This is a genomic window from Paenibacillus sp. GQ49 (assembly GCF_059759055.1).
This window is the reverse complement of sequence record NZ_JCAXEL010000003.1, coordinates 174,887-199,225: the sequence shown is the minus strand read 5'-3', so window position 1 is coordinate 199,225 and position 24,339 is coordinate 174,887. Positions and strand designations below refer to the sequence as shown.

General features: G+C 47.2%; 23 protein-coding genes. 12 read left to right on the top strand and 11 right to left on the bottom strand.

Annotation, left to right across the window (positions count from 1 at the left end; all coding sequences use genetic code 11):
* Nucleotides 1-63: 63 nt before the first annotated feature.
* Nucleotides 64-903, top strand: coding sequence for a methyl-accepting chemotaxis protein (locus AC6CIF_RS08065; RefSeq protein WP_074092610.1), 840 nt, complete (start codon nt 64-66; stop codon nt 901-903).
* A 152-nt stretch (nt 904-1,055) separates the two neighbouring features.
* Here the strand turns inward: AC6CIF_RS08065 and AC6CIF_RS08060 are convergent, their stop codons facing one another.
* On the bottom strand, nt 1,056-3,878 hold the full coding sequence (locus AC6CIF_RS08060) for a glycoside hydrolase family 3 C-terminal domain-containing protein (protein ID WP_498198951.1): 2,823 nt from the start codon (nt 3,876-3,878) through the stop codon (nt 1,056-1,058).
* Nucleotides 3,879-4,247: 369 nt separating this feature from the next.
* Here AC6CIF_RS08060 and AC6CIF_RS08055 point away from each other — a divergent pair, with 369 nt between their 5' ends.
* The 5 genes from AC6CIF_RS08055 to AC6CIF_RS08035 all read left to right on the top strand — a co-directional run bounded on the left by AC6CIF_RS08055 (nt 4,248) and on the right by AC6CIF_RS08035 (nt 8,699).
* Nucleotides 4,248-5,792 carry an FAD-dependent oxidoreductase gene (locus AC6CIF_RS08055; RefSeq protein WP_498198949.1) on the top strand — a complete coding sequence of 515 codons (1,545 nt, stop codon included), beginning with the start codon at nt 4,248-4,250 and terminating at the stop codon, nt 5,790-5,792.
* Nucleotides 5,793-6,090: 298 nt separating this feature from the next.
* The gene (locus AC6CIF_RS08050; protein WP_036612821.1) at nt 6,091-6,420 is read left to right on the top strand and encodes a PadR family transcriptional regulator; all 330 of its coding nucleotides are present in this window, start codon (nt 6,091-6,093) and stop codon (nt 6,418-6,420) included.
* Nucleotides 6,413-7,006, top strand: coding sequence for an HAAS signaling domain-containing protein (locus tag AC6CIF_RS08045; protein WP_076209702.1), 594 nt, complete (start codon nt 6,413-6,415; stop codon nt 7,004-7,006). The genes AC6CIF_RS08050 and AC6CIF_RS08045 overlap by 8 nt, the downstream gene beginning before the upstream one ends.
* Entirely contained in the window at nt 7,003-7,902 is a 900-nt protein-coding gene (locus AC6CIF_RS08040; RefSeq protein ID WP_076209701.1) for a DUF4097 family beta strand repeat-containing protein, read from the top strand. Before AC6CIF_RS08045 ends, AC6CIF_RS08040 begins: the two co-directional genes overlap by 4 nt.
* Nucleotides 7,903-7,979: 77 nt before the next feature.
* Nucleotides 7,980-8,699: a 3-ketoacyl-ACP reductase gene (locus AC6CIF_RS08035; RefSeq protein WP_076209700.1), complete on the top strand. Its 720-nt coding sequence runs from the start codon at nt 7,980-7,982 to the stop codon at nt 8,697-8,699.
* Nucleotides 8,700-8,942: 243 nt separating this feature from the next.
* On the opposite strand, the gene AC6CIF_RS08030 is transcribed toward AC6CIF_RS08035, so the two are convergent.
* Entirely contained in the window at nt 8,943-9,482 is a 540-nt protein-coding gene (locus AC6CIF_RS08030) for a helix-turn-helix domain-containing protein (protein ID WP_498198947.1), read from the bottom strand.
* Nucleotides 9,483-9,549: 67 nt separating this feature from the next.
* Nucleotides 9,550-9,915 (bottom strand): glyoxalase superfamily protein, encoded by a 366-nt coding sequence (locus AC6CIF_RS08025; RefSeq protein WP_076209698.1) that lies wholly within the window; start codon nt 9,913-9,915, stop codon nt 9,550-9,552.
* Nucleotides 9,916-10,144: 229 nt separating this feature from the next.
* On the opposite strand from AC6CIF_RS08025, the gene AC6CIF_RS08020 reads away from it, so the two are divergent.
* From AC6CIF_RS08020 to AC6CIF_RS08000, 5 genes are all read left to right on the top strand, one after another.
* A complete protein-coding gene (locus AC6CIF_RS08020; protein ID WP_498198945.1) occupies nt 10,145-10,819 on the top strand; it encodes an alpha/beta hydrolase in 675 nt (224 codons plus the stop codon).
* On the top strand, nt 10,819-11,589 hold the full coding sequence (locus tag AC6CIF_RS08015) for a DODA-type extradiol aromatic ring-opening family dioxygenase (RefSeq protein WP_498198943.1): 771 nt from the start codon (nt 10,819-10,821) through the stop codon (nt 11,587-11,589). Before AC6CIF_RS08020 ends, AC6CIF_RS08015 begins: the two co-directional genes overlap by 1 nt.
* 528 nt (nt 11,590-12,117) lie before the next feature.
* Entirely contained in the window at nt 12,118-12,714 is a 597-nt protein-coding gene (locus tag AC6CIF_RS08010; RefSeq protein ID WP_498198941.1) for an SMI1/KNR4 family protein, read from the top strand.
* 144 nt (nt 12,715-12,858) lie between these two features.
* Complete coding sequence (locus AC6CIF_RS08005; RefSeq protein WP_100528301.1) at nt 12,859-13,860, top strand: cation diffusion facilitator family transporter; 1,002 nt, start codon at nt 12,859-12,861, stop codon at nt 13,858-13,860.
* A 252-nt stretch (nt 13,861-14,112) separates the two neighbouring features.
* Entirely contained in the window at nt 14,113-14,613 is a 501-nt protein-coding gene (locus tag AC6CIF_RS08000) for a hypothetical protein (RefSeq protein ID WP_036667859.1), read from the top strand.
* A 300-nt stretch (nt 14,614-14,913) separates the two neighbouring features.
* On the opposite strand, the gene AC6CIF_RS07995 is transcribed toward AC6CIF_RS08000, so the two are convergent.
* Genes AC6CIF_RS07995 through AC6CIF_RS07980 form a run of 4 tightly spaced genes read right to left on the bottom strand, consistent with a single transcriptional unit; the run spans nt 14,914 to nt 18,700 of the window.
* The gene (locus AC6CIF_RS07995; RefSeq protein ID WP_498198939.1) at nt 14,914-15,987 is read right to left on the bottom strand and encodes an ABC transporter substrate-binding protein; all 1,074 of its coding nucleotides are present in this window, start codon (nt 15,985-15,987) and stop codon (nt 14,914-14,916) included.
* The gene (locus AC6CIF_RS07990) at nt 15,984-16,793 is read right to left on the bottom strand and encodes an ABC transporter permease (protein ID WP_036612847.1); all 810 of its coding nucleotides are present in this window, start codon (nt 16,791-16,793) and stop codon (nt 15,984-15,986) included. Before AC6CIF_RS07990 ends, AC6CIF_RS07995 begins: the two co-directional genes overlap by 4 nt.
* Nucleotides 16,768-17,601: an ABC transporter permease gene (locus AC6CIF_RS07985; RefSeq protein WP_017691799.1), complete on the bottom strand. Its 834-nt coding sequence runs from the start codon at nt 17,599-17,601 to the stop codon at nt 16,768-16,770. Before AC6CIF_RS07985 ends, AC6CIF_RS07990 begins: the two co-directional genes overlap by 26 nt.
* A complete protein-coding gene (locus AC6CIF_RS07980) occupies nt 17,591-18,700 on the bottom strand; it encodes an ABC transporter ATP-binding protein (protein ID WP_036612848.1) in 1,110 nt (369 codons plus the stop codon). Before AC6CIF_RS07980 ends, AC6CIF_RS07985 begins: the two co-directional genes overlap by 11 nt.
* Nucleotides 18,701-18,956: 256 nt before the next feature.
* Between AC6CIF_RS07980 and AC6CIF_RS07975 the strand changes: the two genes are divergently transcribed.
* Nucleotides 18,957-20,312 (top strand): MFS transporter, encoded by a 1,356-nt coding sequence (locus tag AC6CIF_RS07975; RefSeq protein ID WP_498198936.1) that lies wholly within the window; start codon nt 18,957-18,959, stop codon nt 20,310-20,312.
* A gap of 308 nt (nt 20,313-20,620) precedes the next feature.
* Here AC6CIF_RS07975 and AC6CIF_RS07970 read toward each other — a convergent pair whose 3' ends face one another.
* From AC6CIF_RS07970 to AC6CIF_RS07955, 4 genes are all read right to left on the bottom strand, one after another.
* Nucleotides 20,621-21,088 carry an NUDIX hydrolase gene (locus AC6CIF_RS07970; RefSeq protein WP_498198934.1) on the bottom strand — a complete coding sequence of 156 codons (468 nt, stop codon included), beginning with the start codon at nt 21,086-21,088 and terminating at the stop codon, nt 20,621-20,623.
* Between the two features lie 156 nt (nt 21,089-21,244).
* The gene (locus tag AC6CIF_RS07965) at nt 21,245-22,456 is read right to left on the bottom strand and encodes a nitric oxide synthase oxygenase (protein ID WP_498198932.1); all 1,212 of its coding nucleotides are present in this window, start codon (nt 22,454-22,456) and stop codon (nt 21,245-21,247) included.
* A gap of 127 nt (nt 22,457-22,583) precedes the next feature.
* A complete protein-coding gene (locus AC6CIF_RS07960) occupies nt 22,584-23,063 on the bottom strand; it encodes a Dps family protein (protein WP_498198930.1) in 480 nt (159 codons plus the stop codon).
* A 383-nt stretch (nt 23,064-23,446) separates the two neighbouring features.
* A complete protein-coding gene (locus tag AC6CIF_RS07955; RefSeq protein WP_498198928.1) occupies nt 23,447-24,184 on the bottom strand; it encodes an HAD family hydrolase in 738 nt (245 codons plus the stop codon).
* Between the last annotated feature and the right edge of the window lie 155 nt (nt 24,185-24,339).

The following is a 24,339-nucleotide window of genomic DNA, read 5'->3' as shown; positions in this document are numbered from 1 at the left end:
ATTAATTTAGCATTTAAAATTTAACCGTTTACATAAGGTAGCCAGGGAGGAATCATCTTTTATATGGATATTGTTCAAGCATTAATTACATGTATGCCTTTCTTTCGAGATACGATTCGTCAGGATGTAACCCTCTCCGTTATTGATCATGAGAAATTTCTATATTTCTCAGCAGGGGAATCGTTAAAACAACTGAATTATCAACCCGGCGACCCTCTATTGGATGGAAATCGAAATTTTGCTGATCTCAACGGCGGTACAGTCAAACGATTCGATCACTACCCTAAAGATTTATTCGGCGTTCCTTTTGACGTGGCTTTTATTCCCATTAAAAATGAACAAGGTGAAGTCATCGCCCTGTTTAACCTGCTCTACAGTATGGATGATCAGGACCAGCTGCAACAGCTCATGGATGCTACCGAAAATCTGACTAACCAGTTAATTGACAGTGTACAGCATGTAGCTGCACACTCCGAGGAACTCAGTGCCACAACTGAAGAGATCCGGAACAATTCCAAACAAGCCGTACAGAAATCAGGCAATGTAACTCAAGTCGCCAGCTTCATTCGTGAAATCTCCGAGCAAACCAATCTGCTCGGCTTGAATGCAGCTATTGAAGCTGCTCGTGTAGGTGAAGCAGGTGCAGGTTTTGGCGTTGTTGCCAAAGAAATTCGCAAACTGTCTGTGGATACCAAAGAAGCGACGGCACGTATTGAAGATTCTCTTCTCTCGGTTCGGCAATCCATTCAAGGCATGGAGAATGAACTTGGTGAGATCACTGCAAGCTCCCAAGAGCAGGCTGAACTCGTAAACAATTTCATGAGCACAATTGAGCAACTGAATGAAACCAACAAACAATTGAAGCAATTTGTGCAAAAAATGATTACGTTTGACGGAAAATAAAAATACGTGCGATGGCAAAGCATTTTGTATAATTCTAGTGTTACCGCTCAGGATAAAAGAGTTGTACAGGAAGAAGCATCCTGATCCAACCAGCGTATAGACCAACAAAAGCCTCCGAATGCATTCGGAGGCTTTGTCATGAGCTATTTGACTTAACGAATCTCGAAGTGACTGATACGTACACCTGCTGACAGCACAATGTATACATCCTGCGCACCTGATGCACCTGAGAGTTCTGCCTTCACGGTAGACCACTGCTGGGCTTCACCTTGTGCCAGTTCCACACGTCCTGCTAGCGTACCCTCCGGAGAGCCGAGTCGAACTTCCAACACAGCGCCTGCTTGTTCTGCGGATACACGAGCTTCAATTGCTGCTGCCCCACTACCCAGATCGGCATCTTTGAAGGCAATCCATCCTTGCTCTCCAACTACACGGACAGCACTTCCGCCCTCTTTGCTCTCATCCAGGTCAACACCCAGGTAAGCATCATAATTCTCGGCACGAGTAGCCACACCCAGATTACGAGCAGGGATTGTCTCTCCTTCAACCGTCAGGTCTGCAACCAGCTGAACATCGGAGGATGACTTGGCAACCATAATAGAGTAAGTTCCACTTTCCACGACATACCGATCACGAGTTACATCCCAGATTGCCAGTTCCTGCACAGGCAAGGTGAAGCTGACTTTTGCTGTAGCTCCCGCTTCGATATGAAGACGACGGAATCCTTTTAACGTTTTGAGTGGACGTTTTACCCGCGATTTGCCTGCACGAACGTACAACTGTACAACCTCGTCACTGGCGATTGAACCGGTATTGGTTACATCTACAGTTACCGTAACGTTGCCCTCTGTACCCACTTGAGCTGGGCTAATTTCCAAATTGCTGTATTTAAATGTTGCATACGTCAGACCATGTCCAAACGGATACAATACATTACCTTCAAAATATTGATATGTCCGACCGGATTGAATAATATCGTAATCCTTGATGTCGGTCAGTTGATCTGCTGATTGTACCCATGTCATGTTCAAACGACCTGCTGGTGCATAGTCGCCATACAATACGTCAGCTACTGCGTTACCCAGTTCCTGTCCTGCGTGTGAAGTATACAATACCGCCGGGATGTTCTCCTGAATCCAATTCGATGTGAACGGATAACTACCCACGATGACAACTACCGTGTTCGGGTTCGCGGCATAGACCGCCTCAACCAGACGTTGCTGGGATTCGGCCAGATCCAGACTTGGACGGTCAATTTCTTCTTTACCATTTACAAGCGGATTATTACCAACAAACACAATTGCCGTTTCCGCAGCCTTGGCAGCTGCTACGGCTTCCTCCAGTCCATTCAAAACCACATCCTGCTTGAACGTCTCTGTGGCACCAAAGGTTTTCAGTTCTTCGGACACCGCAAATGCATCGTTTCCACCATTAGGGGCAGTCACCGTTTTGCCATTCCAAGTGGTCATACCTACACTGTCGTCCTCTTGTGGCAACAGTTGGAATACTTCCTTCACAAACCAGCCGTACACTTCATCTGCGGAAGCTGTTACGGTCTCTTCATCTGTGGTCAGATATTTGCCGTTGCTTTCCGCCTGCAAGGTATAACTTCCGAAGCCCCAGTCGGACACCATGAACGTTTCCGCTTCTCCCGAAGCAATCACAGGTGATTTTTCACCTTCTGCCAGTCCAATTTTCTTCCCATTGGCTACGGAAGTTAGCGTAATGCGATCATTACCATCCTTGAACGATACTTTATCGCTGCCTACTTTGCCACGGATCGCTTCAAGCGGGGATACGTTATACGGCATGGTGCCTGCATACCAGTCACGATAGACGGTTCCGCCCAATTGACCAATCACAGCCACTTTACCAGCTTTTGTTTTGTCCAGCGGGAGCGTGCCTTTCTCGTTTTTGAGCAATACCACTTGTTCTCTTGCGGCTCTGAGCGACAGTTCTTTTGCTTTCTCTGTCATCATGGACTCTTCACCAATAGCAGCGTACGGGTTGCCTTCTTCCGGATCGAACTCGCCCAGACGGAAACGCACACGGAACGTATTAAACAACGCCTTGTCGATGTCATCCATCGTGAGCGTACCTTGTTCCAATCCTTCACGCAGTGCCTGTTTGGACAGCTCAGCATCATCGGTGATGCTATCAATTCCTGCCTTCACGGATTCTACGGTACCCGGTGTGTGGGAATCATAGTATTTATGATCGTTCTTGATGCCCATCACGTCGCCTGCATCACTGACAATGAAACCATCCATGCCCCATTCTCCTTTGACAATCTCGTTCACAAATGGATGCAACAACGCTGGTGTACCATTAATGGAGTTGTACGCTGTCATCATGGACTGTGCGCCGCCTTCTTTAAATGGCTTCTCAAACGCCTTCAGATAATATTCACGCATGTTGCGCGGATCAATGCTGGACGAACCGCTTCCACGATCCACTTCGTTATTATTCGCAAGAAAATGCTTCAAGGTAGCGACCGCTTTGTAATACTTCGGATGGTCGCCCTGAATTCCTTTGACCAATGCTGTTGTCAGCTCGGCTGTCAGTTCCGGATCTTCACCATACGCCTCTTCATTCCTGCCCCAGCGCGGGTCACGTTCCATATCTACTGTAGGTGCCCACAGGGTAAGACCGTTCACTGCCGGATTGCGTTTATAAAATACACGTGCCTCGTCTCCAAGCACGGAGCCAATCTCCTTCATCAGATCCGCATCCCATGTGCATGCCAGCCCCACCGGTTGTGGGAAAGATGTTGCTTCTCCAAGCCAGGCCAAGCCGTGGGCAGCTTCTGTTCCGTGTTTGTATGCAGGCACACCCAAACGGTCTACTGCCGGTTGATATTGCAGCATGGATTCAATTTTTTCATCTTCCGTCAAGCGGGATACAAGGTCCTTCACACGGGTGTCTAACTCTAGTGCTGTATCTTGAAACGGATATTTCGTTTGGTTGGTGGTCATATAGAATCTCCTTTGGTTATCGGTAGTTAATTAAAATGATAGCGAATACATATATCGAGAAAAAACGGGGGTTAATTCGGATGAAATCTTTCTTCCAATAGATAGATTAATCCTTTTATAATCAACGTTTACAGGTGTAAAACCTGATCTCCTTTTCAATACCTAAAACGATTTCGGTAATTCTATCATATAGCATGTTTAACAAAAAAAACAGAGGTCCTGTGCAGGAAATTGTGAACATCCCCTCTGCAAAATCTAAACAACACCGTTTTTTCCTGGCATAGTCTGGCAATCATGAATAAGAGTACAACGATGTGCGCTGAACAACATCCCATTCGATAGATTGAAGATAATCAAGGAGGAAAAAAAATGAGCGACAACCAGCATCCCAAGACGGGTCTGCCCCCGGTCCCCGAATCACTGTGGCGTGCTACGCATGAATTCGATGCCTATCCAAAACTGACCGAAGATATCACCGCGGATGTAGCCATTATTGGTGCCGGTATTGCAGGCATTACCACCGCTTATCTGCTGGCACAGACAGGTATGCGTGTGGTCCTGCTAGAGGCTGGAAAAGTGTTGGATGGCACGACTGGTCATACCACTGCCAAGGTATCTGCACAACACGGCGTCATATTTGATGAAATTATGCATCACTTCGGACAAGAACAGGCTCGAATGTACTATGAAGGCAATGCCGATGCCGCGAAATGGATGCGCAATCTGGTGAAGGAAAAACAGATTGATTGCCAGTGGGCAGAGGAAGATGCCTACGTCTACATTCAATCAGAGGAAAACATTAAAAAACTGGAGATCGAGCTGACCGCCTATGGCAAACTCAATATCCCTGGTGAGTGGGTAGACCCACTCCCTATTCCAGTCCCAGCCAGAGCAGGCATTCTCATGCCGGGTCAGGCACGCTTTGATCCGCTGGCCTACCTGCACTACTTGCTCGATTCCGCTGTGAAACAAGGGGTACAGATCTACGAGCATACGACTGTTACGGATGTAGAGGAAGACGCTTCACTACATGTCAGAACTTATGGAGATGGCCCATCCGTAACAGCGGAACATATTGTCGTGGCTTCTCATTTTCCCGTCTATGATCCCGGATTTTATTTCACACGATTACACGCCGAACGATCCTACGCCGTATTAGTCGAACCGGAGAAACCCTATGCAGGCGGCATGTACATCTCGGACGATACACCTTACCGCTCCTTGCGTACCGTCTTACATAACGGGAAGGAACACATCCTTTTTGGCGGCGAAAATCACAAAACCGGACAAGGCATCTGCACCTTCGGTCACTATGAACGTCTGGAGCAGTTCGCAGCGGAGACATTTGGTATTCGCAACATTCCATATCGCTGGTCTGCTCAGGATCTCATCTCCATTGACAAGGTGCCCTACATCGGACCGATTACCGGAAGACATGAACGCGTCTATGTCGCGACTGGATTTGCCAAATGGGGTATGACAACGGGTACCATGGCTGGGCATATTCTCGCAGATCGGATCACCGGACGTGAAAATCCGCATGCTGAAGTATTTGATCCAGCAAGATTCAAGGCAGATCCTGGCATGAAGAACTTTATTGTGGAAAATGTGAATGTAGCCAAGGAATTAATCTCCGGTAAAGTAGGCATTGTTCACAAAAAGGTTAGCGATATTGGTGAAGACGAAGGAGCTGTCGTCCGACATAATGGCAAACGGGCTGGCGCCTACAAGGACACCAGTGGCAAGCTGTTTCTGGTGGATACCACCTGCACCCATCTGGGTTGCGAAGTCGAATGGAACGAGGGCGAACGTTCGTGGGATTGCCCATGCCATGGTTCCCGCTTCGATTATGCAGGCCATGTCATTGAGGGCCCTGCTGTGGAAGACCTTAAAGTCCTGGATGCAAAAGAATAACCGACATTCAGCGATTCACCTGTAAACCAAAGAAACCAAAGTTCATCTCACAGACCGGATCGGAATCCGCCTTCAGACGGAAGCAACCGATCCGGTTTTTGCGTATGCTGAATTATATAGCTAAACAGACAGCCTCGGCTAAGCATCCGCATTAAACAAACTTATGATCGATAAATTGTGACATGGAACTATTTTAAAATCACTACCTTGCATTAAACAGTACTGGATGCTATGATGACTTCACCACTACTGAACAATATACACTAGCTATGAATGAAGCTACGAAGGAGGAACCTGTGTGAATGTGAACATCCAGTTCAAAAAAGGAGTATTGGAGCTGTGCGTCCTGGTATTAATTAACCGCCAGGATCGGTATGGCTACGAACTGGCTCAGGCGGTCTCCAAACATATTGAAGTTGCTGAAGGTGCACTGTATCCCTTGCTTCGCCGGCTTGTAAATGACGGGTACTGCACCACCTATCTGCAAGAATCAACGGAAGGACCGCCACGCAAGTATTACCGACTGTCTGATACAGGTCGCGACTACATGACGGCACTGACAACAGAATGGAATGAATTTGTGCGCAATGTCGCAAATCTGATTGAGGAAGGAATCCCTAATGAATAGACAACAATTTATGAAAGCCATGGAAGTTCATCTACGGCCGATGGACCCGTTCGAAAGGGCTGAGTTGCTCGCCGACTATGATCAACATTTCGAGCTTGGACTACGAGAAGGCCGGCTGGAAGAAGAGATTGCTCGGGAACTGGGACACCCGGAAGAGATCGCCAAGGAAGCACTCGGTGATCGTTATGACATTCATACGCCGGGTTCAGATGCGTTCTATGCACCGACGTATCGCGAAATGCGGTCACCTAGAAACAGCACCAGAGCCACTCGCAAATTTTTCACAGCCATCGGCCTGTTATTCCTGAATCTGATTCTTGGCATTCCTCTTGGTCTCATGATGTGGTCGGTATGGCTTGTTATTGCCAGCCTTTCCTTGCTGGTATTGGCTCCTGTGGCAGCAGTTGTGGACTTTGTATTCCTGGGGCAACTCGATAAACCGGAAATTTTCGTTGCGATTGGCGCTTTCGGTGTCGGCATTTTGTTTGCTATCACATCGAAGTATGTCTTTAGAGCCTTCAAAATCGTCACTCTTCAATATATTAGATGGAATAAAAACACGATGAAAGGAGATGTTTCCGCATGAGTACCAAAAAATGGCTTGCACTCGCCGTGATATGTATCGGAATAGGTTTACTTGGTACATCCATCTATGGCGTTCAGTTCGGGGATGAACGGGAGCATTATTCTAAACGATGGGATTTCAAAGCAGATGAATTGCAGAACATTATCATGAATGCTAATTTCAGTGCAGATATTGAATTTGTTGTAAGCCCGGATTCGAATGGTTATATCGAAGTGGATGGCAAATGGGACTCTGCCGTAGTCAAAAGCTTCGAACAAGCCACTTTATCCAACGGCACATTCCAACTGTCTCAGACAGAACGTGAACGATTACAATTTTTCACCCTGTATTGGAATGATCAAGACTCCACAATAACTGTGGCCCTGCCCGAAGGACACCAATTAAATGAGGTTAAGCTGGATTCTTCTTCAAGTGACTGGGATCTGACAGGTTTAAATGCCAATCAGCTTGAGCTGAACACCACCTCAGGTTCCATACGTCTGGAAAACATCAAGGCGCCCAATATTGAATTGGTTCTAACTTCGGGTGACATTAACGCTTCCATGATCAATGGAGACATGACCGTGAAACAGACATCCGGAAGCTTCACGGCAGATCAGATTGCCGGTCAAGTGAACAGTAAGATTAAATCAGGAGATATTGAGATCACTGAATTAAACGGTGCAGCCGATGTTCAATTCACTTCGGGTAGCATTCATATTGAACAGTCCCATCCTGCCCCGATTAATGCGTCTGGAACATCAGGAGATATTTTCATTCAAGCTGCACCTGATTTTGACGGAATCTATGACGCTAAGGCTACTTCCGGAAGTGTAGATGTACCTGAATCGCCAATGGTGAGCCGGGAAGTGATCAAGGCCCGTACTTCTTCTGGCAGCATCGAGATTACCAAATAGTGATGAAGCAAATTTCCGAACTGTGGGTAATATAGTATAATCAGATGCCAGTCCAATTCTAAGGAGGAATTACCCACATGGAACTTAAAAATAAAACAGCGATCATCACAGGTGCTGGTAAAGGTATCGGACGTGCGATTGCTGAGGCACTTGCCAAAGAAGGTGTGCACCTTGGCCTTATTGCACGTACCGCTTCCGATCTTCAGGCTCTGCAACAGTCACTTAGTCAAGAATACGGTGTAAAAGTAACCAGTGCTGTAGCAGATATCTCGGATCGCACGCAGGCGGAAGCCGCTGTAGCAGCCATCGAGATGGAACTCGGTGCGGTGGATATCCTTATCAATAATGCGGGGATCGGAAAGTTCGGGACGTTCATGGAGATGGAGCCGGAAGAGTGGGAGCGCATCCTGCAGGTGAACGTTATGGGTACATATTACGTTACACGCGCTGTCCTTCCGAGCATGATCAAGGAAAGTAGCGGCAGCATTATCAATATTGCTTCCACTGCAGGTGAACGCGGATTCGCTACAGGTTCGGCATACTGTGCATCCAAGTTTGCACTACTCGGCATGACCGAATCTCTGATGCAGGAAGTGCGTAAGTCCAACATTCGTGTGACAGCACTGACTCCAAGCACCGTTAATACGGAGCTTGCGACTAATGCCGGACTGAAAATTGGCGACGAAGATCGCATGATGCAAGCGGAAGATGTAGCTGAACTTGCACTGGCAACGCTCAAGCTGTCCGACCGTGTCTTTGTCAAAGCAGCAGGCATCTGGACGACTAATCCGCAATAGACAGTGTGCTTCTGACCTTTCTAAGGAATCTCTGCGACGTTATTTCGCCAGAAGTCTGTGGAATGTAGCCAAAATACACACACAGCAGTGAAATAAAGCGTATGAGGTTCGTTACATCTCTGCACCTGCTTAAACTCACCTAATAGGGCTCGCTCCGTTCGTTAGAAATATAAAAGGACGTTTCCCATTGTACATGTATGCAGGTTCGCATGTTCATGACTTGGGAGCCGTCCTTTTTGTATTTTACAGATAATCCAGACCCAATTCTTTGGACACCGCAATGAGCACCACCGCAGGTTCCTCACCGATATTGGTCACTTCATGGGGCACGATTGCATTCCAAGTAAACGAATCACCCACTTCAAGAACTTCCACATCTTCGCATTGCTCCGCACGAATCTTACCCTGCAACACCAGATGGCTTTCCTCCCCGGCATGTTTGCTAACCCCGGTCGAAGCACCTGGCGGTAACTCCACAATGGACATACGCATTGCACCTTTGGCTGTAAGCTGCTGTACTTTGATCTGTCCGCTTCCTGCTGTCGTCTCCTTGCGCTCGTTCTTGCGTACCACATTCATCCGTTGCTCTGGTGTCAGTAGCAAATAAGGAAGTGGCACTTCCAGATAATCTGCAATACTTTCAAGCGTAGCAATGGAAGGTGACGTTTTGTTATTTTCCACGTTGCTGATAAAACCTTTGGACAAACCGGTTCCCTCGCACATCTGCATGATCGTAATCTGTTTCTGTTTGCGGATCGTACGAATAGCCAAGCCAATATCCATATTGCGTCCCTCCCCTTCTATTGATCTATATAAGACACCAGACGTAAGCTTAGCTACTTCAGGTTATCTATTCGGCGCTTGTCTCAACAAATATAATCCTATTGCCAAACGGATCTGTCACGGTCATTTCTCTTGATTGCCATGGGGTCTCCTCTATACCGGGTCTCGCATTTTTGTACTCTTTCTGACGAAGTGCACCATGGAATGTATCCAAGTTATCTGTTTCCACGCGCAAGGCAGCTCCAGGTGTACAATCTCCATGATGTTCGGATAAATGAATCACGATGGAATCGAGTGAAATCTGCATATATAAGGGCATATCTTGCTCAAATCGATGTTCCCAATCCAATTGGAAACCCAGGTATTCAAGGTAAAACTCTCTAGCTTTATTTTCATCAAATATTCTCAAAATAGGCACGATACTCTTTAACATCCTGATCACGTCCTCGGGAATAAGATATGAACCATGCGCAGCGGCATTTATTGTAGAACCATTCAAGATTTTTTATAAACAACATATATTCATCATACAAAAAAAGTATTGACCCTACAATGAAACCATGATAAATTTTGTTCATAAATAAGAATATTTATTTCATATTGGTGAACTTTATTGTCAGAAAAGATATATTTAACTCATTCCTCTTCAGGTGGTGTTATCAATGAATTCTCCTTATATACATGAAGTCCGATTACCGTCTCATTACAATCCAGATCAACGTTATCCTGTCATTTTCGCCTTACATGGCATGGGGTCAGATGAGCAAGATATGCTTCGTTTAATGGAACCTATGCAGTCTGATTTTATTATTGTTGCCATCCGTGGGCCTATCGTTCAGGGTAGTGGTTATGCTTATTTTCAGATTAAAAGCATTGGCAATCCCATCCGTAAATTGTATGATGCCTCCGTGCTGGGACTGCAACAGTTGATTGTTGATCTTTCCGCCAAATATGCTATTGATCCCACGCGGCGTTATATCGCCGGATTTAGCCAGGGCGCCATTATGGCGATGACCCTATCGCTGATGATGGGAGATGAAATTAAAGGCATTGTAGCGATGAGTGGGTACATCCCGCAATTTGTGAAAGACGAGTACAAGCTGCAACCCGATTCGCAGCTGTCTGTGTTCATCTCGCATGGGGATCAGGATCATCTATTCCCGCTGCAACTGGGGGAAAATAACGCCAATTTCTTCCGTCAACATACCAATCACGTCACATATGTACCTTACAACGGTGGGCACCAAGTGACCCCCGATCTATATCAACAATTTCAACACTGGCTTCGGACGGATGCAAATCTGACTACCGAAGACCCGAAAGGACTGAATTCATAATGATGCCATCTCTGTTTATTGCTCACGGTGCCCCATCCCTGGCACTGGAGGAGAATGTGTACACTGAATTTCTGCAAAAACTTGGACAGGAACTGCCGAAACCCAAAGCAATCGTGTTGTTCTCTGCTCACTGGGAATCCACAACCCAGCTTGTATCCTCGGTAGCCAACTATGAGACCATTTATGATTTCGGCGGTTTCCAGCCAGAGCTGTACCAGATCAAGTATCCGGCTCAAGGACAGGCAGAGACCACAGCCGAGGTGGAGCGTTTATTCACAGAAGCAGGCATTTCGGTACAGTCAGATGATGTTCGTGGCCTGGATCACGGCGCTTGGGTTGTGCTACGCCTACTCTATCCGGATGCGGATATTCCCGTAATTGCCTTGTCCGTGAATCGCTATCTGACAGGTGAGCAGCAATATCAGGTCGGACAGGCGCTTGCTTCCTTGCGTGAGCAAGACATCCTCGTCATTGGCAGCGGCGGAACCGTCCACAATCTGCGTCGATTGAACTGGGAAAGTAACGGCGTTGACCCGTGGGCATCAGAGTTTGATAACTGGCTGCATGACAAGCTGGTGAGTTGGGATACGGAGTCTCTCTTCTCCTATGATAAACTGGCACCTTCAGCTCAAGCCGCCGTGCCTACGCCGGAGCATTTTGTACCGCTGTTACTCGCCATGGGTGCGGGAGATCAGAACAAGCAGGCATCGCTCCTGTTCAAAGCCTATCAGTATGGCAACCTTAGTCTGTCCTGCTGGAAGTTTGATTAAAGAGGACGATGTGAAATGAAATAAGAATATTTACACTCGCTACTCCGATGACAGAACAACCTTCTGATCGCTGTTATCCCCAGATTTTTTTATTTACTTTATATAAAGGTGAAAATCTGGTGATAAGCGTATGCTTCCGATGTAGCTTTCTTGCAGAAAGCTTTTAGGCGAACACTTCGCTTCTTCAGGTTATTTCTGTCCTCTACGTTTTCGTGTAAAAGATTAGTTTCATTTATATAGTAGATAAAAATAAAGCGTGGGTTACAGGGATCATTCCTTATGCCTACGCTTTATTTGTCGTTAGGAGCGACTTTTATGATGGTTGTACATAATCGATTGGGATGGGGCTATGTGTGCTGATATGCAACAACCACCTTTAAATAATGAGACCATTGTAGTATGTAAGCAAGGACTCCGGTTTCTTGTGTGCTTTTCTGGATTATAACTATAATATGAGGTGAAATCAGGCACAGTTTGCTCGCATATCACTCACCATATTATCTGAATAGCTCATACGGAGGGAATTGGATGCCAGAACAGCGTATATATGAATTGATGGATGAACTGGATATGTTGCTGGAGGAGAAGGTACAGGATGAGGAAAACCGGGAGCTCTTGGAGGCATATCGCGAGTTTGAAGGCGTGACGGATGAGCAGCTCGACGCATTCGAGCAGGAACATGGTGTTCGTTTGCCCACTGATTTTTGTGCATTCTACAAACGAAAAAACGGCAGTGGATATGGCTTTCACGTGTTGTATCCAAGTCTTGAGGAAGGACGGGAATCCGAGCCATTTTACCTGTTATCCCTGGAGAAGATTCAAAAGGAGCAGTCCACGCTGGTGGAGAACCGCATGGATGATTATTTTACCGAAGAAGAGATCCGTGAGCTTGATCCTCGAATCAAACCCTACCTTTTTCAAAAGAAATGGATCACGTTTGGCAAGCTTGGAGGCGGTTCACTGTATCTGATGTTCGATTTTGATCCGACAGAGCAAGGAACCGTCGGGCAGATTATTATGTACGTACATGATCCGGATTTTGTATATTATGTCGCTGGGACGTTTACGGAACTGTTGGAACAATCCAACCACAATTTACGTGCCTTGGAGGCTATCGAGTACTGAGTTGCACATGGTGATATGACCTTTTTTGCATAATGCTGGGATATGTCAAAGCGGTTATAATAACATTTAGTGGAAATGCACATGCTGTATAGATAAGACTGCCTTTTCTACACCTAATACATTGATCTGGGAGGAACATACGAAGTGGCTGAACAACCGAAGTCTGAGAGCTTTATGTCTCTCATCAAAAAAGGAAACACATCCTCCGCCGTAGCGATGGCAGGTAATGCCGTACTTGCTGTGTGCAAAGGGGGAGCCTTCCTATTCAGTGGCAGTGGCGCCATGTTCGCTTCGGCGATGCATTCACTCGCTGATGCCATTAACCAAGGGTTTGTCTTTGTCGGAAGTGTGTTGTCCGAGAAAAAACCTACACGCCGCTTCCCGACCGGATTCGGACGGGTCATTAACATTTTCTGCATGATCGCCGTTATTGTTGTTACCATTATGGCGTATGAAACGATCCATGAAGGTATCCATCTGTTGCAGCATCCTGTTGGTCATACCGGCGGTCTCTGGATTAACATCGGAGTGCTTGTTCTGAACATTGTCATTGACGGGGCCATTCTGATCAAAGCCATGAAGGAAATCCTCAAAGAAGCACGCGCACCCAAAGCCGCCGGATTTGCCTTGGTCCCTGCTGCTATCAAAAATGTAGGCCGTGCTGCGCCACCAACCCGTCTCGTATTCTACGAAGATGTTGTGGCAGTACTCGGTGCGACACTCGCCTTGATCTCCGTTGTAGTCATTGCATTGACCAATTTTGCATTGCTCGACGGCATTGTGACAACAATTATTGGATGTCTGATGATCGCTGTAGCCTTCCGTGTCGGTTACGATAATATGATCGGATTGATCGGTGTAGCGGCTCCGCAGGATATTGAGGACAAAGTGTCCCAGACTATTCTCGCAGACACACACGTTGCTGACATTCAGATGATGCGTATCATTCAGGAAGGCCGTTATTATCATGTCGAAGGTCTGATTGAACTGACCAAAGGACTCAGCCTGGCTGATGCGGATGACATCAAGTTCCGTATTCAGGAGAAACTGATGACAAACCCTGACATCGCCGACGCTGCCATCTCCATTATTGAGGATGACGGTGTGAACAGCTGGGGCAAGAAACATTCGGATGTAGTGAAATAACGAGCTTCGTTTTGATAAAAAGAATGAAAGAACCCACTCTTCAACAGAGTGGGTTTTTAGCATGTTCAACTACATCCTCATCTACTGAGAGGTGGTTGCCCAAAATGCTTACCTAGACTTTGGTCTAGGTTCATTTTAACTCCAAAGACGGAGGATAGACTTTTCCAGTTCATGGTATGCTGTGAGTAACGAAAGTATTGCTCTACATACAACCGTTCGGAAATTGATGTTTTATTCAGAAGGAGAGATATTATGGCTAAACGTACGATCCTTGCGCCTGTTCTCATTTTGCTAGGCGTGTACCTGATTCTGAACCAGGGAGGTTCACTCGGTCCGGGTACGATCTTTGCGACCTTCTGGCCCACGTTATTCGTGATTCCACTGGGACTGTTCTTCCACTGGCTGTACTTCTCCATGATTGGCAGAGGGGTTGGACTTCTGGTTCCTGGTGGGTTGCTGCTCACGGTGGGTATCGTCTGTCAAATCGCGATGCTGTTCAACAACTGGAGTACAATGTGGCCGGGCTTCATCTTGGCTGTAGCTGTTGGTTTGTTCGAATTGTATTGGTTCGGTGGTCGGAATAAATGGTTGCTGATCCCCATCAACATTCTAACGGTGATATCGCTGCTGTTCTTCGCTGTGATGTCGATTGGCACGATGCTGAGCAGCTTGAGCTTTATTCAACCGTTTGTGGCGATTGTGTTGATTATGGGTGGGGCATGGATCATGGTGGGTCGCAAAAAGCGCATGTAACCCTTTATTCGTTCCCACTTGATCACTGCGGTGACAGAACAACTTCGGATCGCTGTTATCCCCGGATTTTTTTGAATCCCATCTAGAAATGGGAAAATCCGTTGATAAAGGCGACCGCTTCGCTTCCTTCGTTTGTTCTCTCCCCTCCGTTAACGTGTGCACGAAAAAAGCATGACCTGAGCTATTGCTCTGAAGAAGGTAATAAAATAGGGGTGCTGCTCGTCATCAATTGATATGACGAGCAGCACCCCTTTTTGTTTTTTTTCAGAATCTAACGAACTGTACATACGCTGTTGGCGGTTATTTACTGTGCATTTTAAACTCCAGGAACAGATCGTTATAATGCGAGAGCATTTTTTTGCCCAGATTATCGTAGACCTCCAGCTTGCCTGTCAGTGCCTCTTCTGGATAAAAGCGCTCATCCTCGGAGATGTCCTCTGGCAGCAGCTTAAGCGCCTCGGCGTTTGGCGTGGAATATCCGACATACTCCGCATTACGAGCGGCATGATCCGGGTCCAGCATGAAGTTGATAAACTGGTGTGCCCCTTCAATATTACTCACCGTCTTCGGAATAACCATGTTATCAAACCAGAGGTTCGAGCCTTCTTCTGGCACCATGTAATCCAGCTTGTCGTTCTCATCCATAATCTCGGATGCATCCCCAGACCACACGAGTCCAACTGCTGCTTCCTCGTTGGCGAGTAACATCTTGATCTCGTCTCCGACAATTGCTCTGACGTTTGGCGTCAGTGTAGACAGCTTCTTCAGCGCTTCTTGCAAATGGTCTTCGTTGGTATCATTCAGAGAATACCCAAGACTGTTTAATCCCATCCCAATGACTTCGCGTGCCCCGTCAAGGAGAAGGATTTGATTTTTCAGACGTGGGTCCCACAGGTCGTTCCAGCTATCAAACGTCAACCCATCCACCAGTTCGGGATTGTACACAACCCCCACCGTTCCCCAGAAATACGGGATGGAATACTTGTTACCTTCATCAAAGGACAAGTCCAAGAACCGCGGATCGATGTTATTCAGGTTAGTCAGTTTGCTGTGATCAATTGGAACGAGCAGGTCTTCTTCTTTCATTTTGCTAATCGCATATTCGGAAGGGATCGCCACATCAAACGTGGTTCCCCCCTGCTCAATCTTGGTCAGCATCGCTTCATTGGAATCAAACGTCTGATAGATAACCTTAATGCCTGTCTCATCCTCAAATTCCTTGAGCAGATCGGGGTCGATATAATCGCCCCAGTTATAGATAGTCAGCGTGTTGCCGCCAGAATACCCCTGACTCTTGTTCAGATACGAAGCCAGGATCATCAGGGCAAACGCGGCCACAAAAACAATCGCAAATGTCCGTACCAGTTGCTTCATGGTCGCAGCCCCTTTCCTCCAGGTGGTATCCGTGTTGCTCGGCGGTTAATGAAGTAATATCCGACCACCAGCAGCACCGTGAGCAGGAATAGCAGGGTAGACAAAGCATTGATGGACAACGAAACGCCCTGCCTTGCTCTGGAGTATATCTCTACAGAGAGTGTGGAGTATCCATTACCCGTGACAAAGAATGTTACTGCAAAATCATCGAGCGAGTACGTCAACGCCATAAAGAATCCGGCAAAAATACCTGGTTTCACGTATGGCAGCACCACACGCGTCAGAATCTGCCATGATCCAGCGCCCAGATCGCGTGCCGCATCCATCAATGTTGGGCTCATCTCCTGCAGCTTTGGCAGCACCATGATCACGACAATGGGTACGCTGAATGCGATATGAGACAGCAGGACCGAAGTGAAGCCCAGTTTAATGCCAATCATGGTGAACAGGATCAGGAATGACGCACCAATGATGACATCCGGACTAACGATGAGCACGTTATTGAGTGACAGCAGCGTGTTCTTGGTCCGTTTGCGACGCACATGGTAGATCGCCAGTGCTCCTGCTACACCAAGGATCGTCGAGATCGCTGATGACAGGAGCGCAATGATAAATGTATTCAGCACAATGATGAGCAGCCGAGTATCGGCGAACACCTCTTTGTACCATTCAAGCGTGAATCCTTCGAAGCTGCGCATGTGGCCGCCACTATTGAAGGAGTAGAAGATCAGATACGCAATCGGTGCGTACAATATGGCGAATACAACGGCTAGATAGACGTTAGACAGCTTTCCGTTTCTTCCCATTACGCACCTCCTTCTTGCCTGATCCAGTCAGGAACATAATAATCGCCATCGCAATAATCAAAAAGACGGCAATCGTAGAACCCATCCCCCAGTCCTGGGTGACGAGAAAATGCTGTTCAATCGCTGTCCCCAGCGTAATTACACGGTTCCCCGCAATGAGGCGGGTAATCATGAACAGAGACAGCGCAGGAATAAATACAGCCTGACAGCCTGATTTCACTCCACTAATCGTCAGTGGAAAGATAACCCGGCGGAAGGTCAGCCACGATGAGGCTCCCAAATCCCGCGCCGCATAGATCAACGATGGATTCATCTCTTCCAGCGCATTGAAGATCGGCAGAATCATGAATGGAATGAAGATGTACACCGAGACAAAGATAAAACTGAAGTCGGTGAACAAGATCTGCTGTGTACCAATACCCACGACTTCAAGCAGGGAGTTGGTCAGACCGTACGTTCCGAACAGGCCGATGAAGGCATACGCTTTTAACAAAAGATTGATCCAGCTTGGCAGAATGATCAGCAGCAACCATAGCTGCTTGTGCTTCGTCCGGGTCAGCATATACGCCGTTGGATACGAGATCAGCAGTGAGAACGCCGTAATCAGAAATGCATACCAGAACGAACTGAGCGTCATCTGCAAGTACACCGGTGTAAAGAACCGGGCGTAGTTGCCAAACGTGAAGTTACCCTCCACATCGAAGAATGAATAATAGATGACCAGCAGAACCGGCGCCACAACAAACAACACCATCCATAATACATATGGAATCAGATACGCATTGCGTGTGCTGGCCTTAGTCTGCATGAGCGGCCTCTTGGTAGGCTTCGAGTCGTTTGTCGAACTCTTCTTCGGTCTCGTTAAAGCGCATGACGTGCACAGCTTCCGGGTCAAAATAGAGTCCAATCCGCGCGCCGACGACGGCTTTCTTCGTTGAATGAACAAGCCACTCATTGCCCGCATCGTCGTACGTAGATATCTCGTAATGCACCCCGCGGAATAACTGGGAGTCCACATTGACTTTCAGCTTGCCTTGGTCTTCGGTTGTAATCTCCAGATCCTCTGGGCGAATGACAATCTCTACCGGCTCGTCCCGCTGGAGACCCTGATCGACGCACTCGTGCTGTGCGCCAGCGAATTCCACCACAAAGTCCTGCTTCATTTTGCCCGATACAATGTTCGATTCCCCGATAAAGTCTGCCACAAAGCGGTTAATTGGCTCATCATAGATATCATTCGGTGTACCGCTCTGTTGAATCACACCGCCATTCAGGACAAAGATCTCATCCGACATCGCCAAGGCCTCTTCCTGATCATGCGTAACAAAGATAAACGTAATGCCCAGTCGCTGTTGCAACTCGCGCAGCTCGTACTGCATTTCGGTCCGTAATTTCAGATCGAGTGCCGAGAGCGGCTCGTCCAGTAGCAGAATTTCAGGTTCGTTCACAATGGCGCGTGCAATCGCGACACGTTGTCGTTGTCCGCCGGACATTTCGCCAATTTCCCGGTTTTCATACCCGGATAGATTGACGAATTTGAGGGCTTCCAACACTTTGCTGCGAATTTCAGCCGTTTTCATCTTTTTGATCCGCAAACCAAAAGCCACGTTCTCAAATACATTCAAATGTGGAAATAACGCGTAATCCTGAAATACGGTATTCACCTGCCGTTGGTGAGCAGGCACCCGGTTGATGAGCGCACCGTTAAAATAAATACTTCCCTGTGTCGGCTCCGCAAAACCGGCAATCAGCCGCAATATCGTTGTTTTCCCGCAGCCCGATGGGCCAAGAAGCGTATAAAATTTACCCCGCTCAATCTCAAAGCTGACCGCCTTCAATACGGCTTCATCCTGGTCGTATTGCTGAGTCACCGCTTCGAAGCGGATAATCGGTTGTTGTTCTGACATGCTTCATATCGCCCCCTTATACTTGAGGTACCTCTTAAGTCTGTACACTTTTCGTTCATGCATCCTTATAGATAACCCATCTATTATATATGATTCAGGTATATCCGCAATGGTTTTGATGTAAACGCCGCGTGTCATTTCTTCTTATTTTCAAAAATTCTGCATACATTACGGGTAATGTCGATAATACGTACCCATATGGAGTAAATGAAGGATTTTTAGGATTCCATTTTATGTGTGAGAGGAGTCTTGGCTCTTGGATATTCGTCGTAACCTGCCTTTGCTGATGACCATTTGTTTCTTAAGTCAGATGGGCGGATTCATGATCCTGCCCCTATTTCCTTTGTTTATTGAGGAATTCGGCCTGTCCGGCTGGATGATGGGGGTTATTTTTGCACTCTTTTATGTGGGGAAAGTAATTGGTGGCGTTCCAGCAGCGGCAATTTATAAGAAACTAGGTGGTAAAAAAGCTCTCATCCTCATGCTGATTCTGCTGGCTGTCTGTATGGGCGGCTTCGCGCTGTCTACTGCTGCGGTGTTATTCGGCCTGCTCCGACTTCTACAGGGGCTCGCTTCCACGGGCCTTACCGTGGTCGTACGTTCCATCATCGGAGATGAGGGTAATGTAGACAACCGCGGCCTGTACAATGGATATATCAGCAGCAGTGAGGGTGGCGGCATGGTACTCGGTCCGGTCATAAGTGGCTGGCTCGCATTGCATTGGCCACTGTCGGTGCCTTTTCTGCTCGTTACCGTATGTTGTCTGATGGCCGTAGTCGCTGCGATGGGAATGAAGACGACGGCACAGGCTAAAGCCAATCATGGATCTGGGGATACGTTAAGTGATCATCTAATAGAGGATCCTTCGGCTACTGTGACACAAGAACCTATCGACAAATCATCACATTCGCCACTCTCCACGGATAACGTTGTTGTAGATCCCACCATCAGTGAATCCCACCCTTTTGCTGCATCCACTGAACCTCTTTTATCTTCATCACCGTCTGATGCAAAGCATACTCAAGATTTATCTACAAGGCTCACACAGCGGCAACAGCTTATCGGCTACGGCACAGTACATTTTCTGGAGATGAGTGCCTATGCGGTTTTCCTCACCTATTTTGCACTGTATGCAGCTCACATCATGCATTGGGACCCGTTTGCCACCAGTCTCGCCTTCACTGTATCCGGGATCTCTACGCTTGCCGCTGCTCCCTTTGTTGGTTATCTCTCTGATCGGATGGGCGATCGTCTGTTGCTTTGCATGCTCGGCATGTTCCTGATTGGAATCGAAGTTGCTGTATTTCTAAGCACGTCCTCCCATCTATGGGTCTACGTTGGCATGCTCATTGGCGGGGTTGGTGGTGCATGTTACATGGATTCGTTCTTTGCTCATATTGGCGATCACATCCCGGACGAGAGTCGAAGTTCTGTCATAGGCAAAATTGTCTCTGCGGCCGAGATCGGCTCCATCGTATCTCCACTGGTTGCAGCACTACTTATGGAAGTTGGCTCGCTGTACTCCGTGTTTGTATTTAATCTAGTCCTGATTGCAGCAGCGATTGCCGTTCAGACCGCGATGCGTAGTCGGTACAAGACAAGGCGGGTGTAAATGCAAAAGGGAGATGTCCCACAAGTCATGAATATGACGGAGGCATCCCTTTATTGGCGTAATTATTTTCTAACGAACTACACAAGTGTTATTCGCTTCAATTTCCACAGGGCGGTATTTTAACGAATCACAGAAGTACTATTTCCCCGAAATGGTGCTCCCTCATCGGTTTCAGGCAGGTTAATGCCGATATATCGCCACTGAAGTTCGTTAAATTACAATTCCACAATTAATCCGCCCTGTAAGGCGCGCTCGGTTCGTAAGCTTTACAACTCGTGAGATAAACCGTTTCGGTGGCAACCTCTCGATTATATTTTTCCCAATAATGTTGCTATGTGTACTGCATTTTCTTGAATTTTTCTTTTTAAGTAAGGGTCGGTCCTTTCAGGCAATTCCGTTGGTTTGAAAAATTCTGCTTCAAGAACTTCAACCCCATCTGGCTTCAGTTCTCCCTCATACTCCGTGCAAATATAACCAATGACCACATTGTAGTATTCATGCCCATTTCTTAATTTCGTGTACAACTCTTTTCCTGAGAAGACGCCATACAGATGAAGTTTCTTGATCTCTATCCCAATCTCTTCTCTGACCTCTCTTATTGCAGACTCTTCCACCGATTCGCCGAGCTCCATGAATCCACCGGGTACTCCCCAAGTGTCATCCATATGTCGAACTAATAGAATCTCACCTGTCTTGTTCAAGATCAATATACTCGGTCTCACCAAAATAACAGGAGCATTGCCAACCATTCCTCGCAACGTTTCAATATAACCCATGGATTGTTCCCTCCCCTATGTGAAGTCAAAGTCATGGCTTCATTATAGGCGTGTTATATATTTCCATATAGAGAAAGAATCTTTTCATTTTTTTCCTATTTTAAAGCCCTTCTTTTGGATAAAAAAGGATTACAAAAAATAACCCGCCTGCACAATTTAATGTGCAAACGGGCATTTCATTAGTGCATCTCCGGCCTGAGGCTGGGGATGCTCTATCTGTGCATTCTGCTGCTCGCTGCTTCGCGCCTCTGCGGCAGATGCCACGCCATCTTTCAGGGTATACGCCTGATCCTGACGGAAAAAGTTCGGTTTCACGATCTCATTACGATACGAGCTGTGGAAAATATGCGTGGTCGCCGGGGACACTGGCGGAATCAGCCACACCCAATCCCCGGTCAGCTCACGCCCAGCCTTCTCTTCCCGCTGTTCAAACATAGCAAATTGTGCTGCCGCCGTGTGGTGATCCACAATGCTCACACCTGCTTTTTTGAACGAATGCAGCACAGCCACATTCAGCTCAACTAACGCACGATCCTTCCACAATGTCGTTTCACTCGACGTATTCAATCCAAACACTTCCGCCACCGCAGGCAGCTTGTTATACCGGAACGTGTCCGCCAGATTACGGGCGCCGATCTCGGTACCCATATACCAACCATTGAACGGTGCTGCTGGATAAGATATACCGCCAATCTCCAGTCGCATATCGGCAATCATCGGCACACCGTACCAGCGCATACCCAGCTCACCAATCTCTTCCCGCTCCGGGTGTTCAATCATCACTTCCACAATCTCTTCTTCGGGTATAACATACCACTCTGGAGCTTGTCCTTGCGCCTGAATTATGAGTGGCAAGACATCATAGGAGCTACCTGCCCCCTGCCAGCCAAGCGACATCGCCGCCTTGGTCAGTTCCACCGAAGCAGGATCTCCAACAATACCTTCCTCTGTCTCATATCCTGCATAACGAATAAGCTGATGATTCCAGAGACGTACCGGAGTTCCATTCGGCCCATCCGGTGGAAGAATGGTAATCATCGGGATTACTTTGCCACCGTTGGATGCCACATGGATATGATTCAGCACAGCTTCCGCTGCCGTTCCTGTCGTATCGGCGTGACGGGCATCCACGATCCGAAGTTTATCCCAAAACAGACGCCCGATGCAGCGGTTGCTGTTCCGCCATGCCATTTTACAACCCTGCTCCAATTCCTCTGTGGTATGCACATAGGTACCCGTCACTTCAATCTCGCCCATAACGGCAACAAGCCGGGCCTGCGCGTCTTCACGCGAATGGCCCAGCTCTTCATAACATGTATATATAAACCGTTCAGCTTCTTCCTGCAATTGTTCCAGGTCTGACCGCATCGTTCATTCCACCATTCTGTACATCTTGAATGCCATCATTATACGGCAAGCGCACCGGATTTGTAAGCGAACTGACACTTTGTTCACGGACTCTACATATCGTTGTCAGGATGTAGGGTGACTTTGCTTATTTGCCCAGAAATGCGGTTAACATCCAGACCTCTTTATCCAGCGCAGCGGTGAATCCAATCAGCATATCTTCCGTTGCGTTATCTTCCGCTTCTCCTGCTTCGTGAATGCCTTGACGAATCACTTCCACCATCGTGTGCAAATCAGCAACCACCGACTCTACCATACGTTCAGCAGACAACCGGCCTTGTGCCTCTTCAATCGGAGACAGACGCAGCTGTTCACCCATCGTAGCTACCGGACGTCCACCAATAGCAAGCAAACGTTCTGCAACTTCGTCCATATTTGCCGTAGCCAAGTTGTACAGCTCTTCGAATTTGGCATGCAGTGTAAAGAAATGTGGTCCTTGGACATACCAGTGGAAGTTATGCAGTTTCGTGTAAAGTACGGACCAACCTGCGATCTGACGGTTCAGGACCTCTTGAAGTGCTGTGGCGTTGTTAGCAAAAGTGTTGTTTCTAGTTTGGATTGTGCTCATGGAATTTATCCCCTCTCGAATATAAAAATAGAATTTGAATTTTATAATGGATTGCTTTGATTCGCTTCTTTTTAATTTAGACTTAATCTAAATCTTGTTTTAATTATAACACCGCATATACTATTTGGGAAGGATTTTGCCCTGTCTTGTACATGAAGATTCCATGAAGTACAGCTTCATCCTATATCATTATAAAAAGTGGAGTTACACTGGCCACACGGCTGATTAATGAGGATCTGTAGTACTGCTTGCACCAGATCCCACTTTTTATTTATACCTTTAATTACGCTCACATACTGCGAATATTCTCACAGTGCAAATAACGCAAAAACAGCCTTCATCTCCGCGAGAAGATAGGACTGCATGAACCCACCTGTACAATTTTATTGCTTAACAAACTCAAAAGTCAGGATACGACTGATCTCTTCATAGCTCGATGCTACAAAATGAGGTTGATGATCGGACTCCGGCAGCGCCTCCCGATGGTTGAACCAGATGACTGTCCAGCCTGCATCCACTGCACCTACCACATCATTACGCCACGAGTCTCCGATGTAATAGCTGGAACGGGCATCCGTCCCGGACTGCATACTCACATATTCGAACAACCTGCGATCCGGCTTCGCATAACCAGTCGTACCGGAGATGAAAATCAGATGCTCGTCCACGAGACTGAGCACATCCAGTGCTTCAAGCTTGCGGCGCTGATGCTCTCCTTCTCCATTGGTGATTAGACCAACGGTATGGCCTTCTGCCTGAAGCCTTCTGATCAGCTCATACGCTCCTTCAAAAGGTACAATCTCAAACTGTCTGCTCAGATACTGTGCTTGTAGTTCTTCAGCCTGTCCCGATTGTAGGGGGAATCCGAACTCTTCCATCGTCAACTCAAACCTCCGATGGCGCATTCGCTCTACTGCATCCGCTTCTGGTACAGCGGACAGATCTTCTTGTGCAGACAGCCAGTCACTATAATAACGAAAACGATGATAGGCCTCAGCATAAGGGAACTCATCGGGCAGGCCGAGAACGTCCTGCAACGCGCCACGAAGCGGCTGCAAGTGATCATATAAGGTATCATCCACGTCGAAAAATATGTTTTTAGCATCATTCATTTTATCCATAATGGTTGTCTATCCTCCTGCTTTTGCGTCCAAAGATTCTCTTCTTACTATATATGTATTCATTTGTCCCGTCCAAAAGAGGATTTTTTGCAGCCCTCTCTAGGATAAACCATAGCCAGAGACCTCTGTCTGGCAAAGAATCATTAAATAGTCAT

Excerpts from the sequence above, each read along its gene's own strand:
- AC6CIF_RS07995 (WP_498198939.1), bottom strand. The coding sequence starts at position 15,987 with ATGAAGCAACTGGTACGGACATTTGCGATTGTTTTTGTGGCCGCGTTT.
- AC6CIF_RS08000 (WP_036667859.1), top strand. The coding sequence starts at position 14,113 with ATGGCTAAACGTACGATCCTTGCGCCTGTTCTCATTTTGCTAGGCGTG.
- AC6CIF_RS07970 (WP_498198934.1), bottom strand. The coding sequence starts at position 21,088 with ATGGGTTATATTGAAACGTTGCGAGGAATGGTTGGCAATGCTCCTGTT.
- AC6CIF_RS08065 (WP_074092610.1), top strand. The coding sequence starts at position 64 with ATGGATATTGTTCAAGCATTAATTACATGTATGCCTTTCTTTCGAGAT.
- AC6CIF_RS08055 (WP_498198949.1), top strand. The coding sequence starts at position 4,248 with ATGAGCGACAACCAGCATCCCAAGACGGGTCTGCCCCCGGTCCCCGAA.
- AC6CIF_RS08035 (WP_076209700.1), top strand. The coding sequence starts at position 7,980 with ATGGAACTTAAAAATAAAACAGCGATCATCACAGGTGCTGGTAAAGGT.
- AC6CIF_RS07985 (WP_017691799.1), bottom strand. The coding sequence starts at position 17,601 with ATGCAGACTAAGGCCAGCACACGCAATGCGTATCTGATTCCATATGTA.
- AC6CIF_RS07990 (WP_036612847.1), bottom strand. The coding sequence starts at position 16,793 with ATGGGAAGAAACGGAAAGCTGTCTAACGTCTATCTAGCCGTTGTATTC.
- AC6CIF_RS08020 (WP_498198945.1), top strand. The coding sequence starts at position 10,145 with ATGAATTCTCCTTATATACATGAAGTCCGATTACCGTCTCATTACAAT.
- AC6CIF_RS08025 (WP_076209698.1), bottom strand. The coding sequence starts at position 9,915 with ATGTTAAAGAGTATCGTGCCTATTTTGAGAATATTTGATGAAAATAAA.
- AC6CIF_RS08045 (WP_076209702.1), top strand. The coding sequence starts at position 6,413 with ATGAATAGACAACAATTTATGAAAGCCATGGAAGTTCATCTACGGCCG.
- AC6CIF_RS07980 (WP_036612848.1), bottom strand. The coding sequence starts at position 18,700 with ATGTCAGAACAACAACCGATTATCCGCTTCGAAGCGGTGACTCAGCAA.
- AC6CIF_RS08060 (WP_498198951.1), bottom strand. The coding sequence starts at position 3,878 with ATGACCACCAACCAAACGAAATATCCGTTTCAAGATACAGCACTAGAG.
- AC6CIF_RS07960 (WP_498198930.1), bottom strand. The coding sequence starts at position 23,063 with ATGAGCACAATCCAAACTAGAAACAACACTTTTGCTAACAACGCCACA.
- AC6CIF_RS08010 (WP_498198941.1), top strand. The coding sequence starts at position 12,118 with ATGCCAGAACAGCGTATATATGAATTGATGGATGAACTGGATATGTTG.
- AC6CIF_RS08040 (WP_076209701.1), top strand. The coding sequence starts at position 7,003 with ATGAGTACCAAAAAATGGCTTGCACTCGCCGTGATATGTATCGGAATA.
- AC6CIF_RS07965 (WP_498198932.1), bottom strand. The coding sequence starts at position 22,456 with ATGCGGTCAGACCTGGAACAATTGCAGGAAGAAGCTGAACGGTTTATA.
- AC6CIF_RS08015 (WP_498198943.1), top strand. The coding sequence starts at position 10,819 with ATGATGCCATCTCTGTTTATTGCTCACGGTGCCCCATCCCTGGCACTG.
- AC6CIF_RS07955 (WP_498198928.1), bottom strand. The coding sequence starts at position 24,184 with ATGGATAAAATGAATGATGCTAAAAACATATTTTTCGACGTGGATGAT.
- AC6CIF_RS08030 (WP_498198947.1), bottom strand. The coding sequence starts at position 9,482 with ATGGATATTGGCTTGGCTATTCGTACGATCCGCAAACAGAAACAGATT.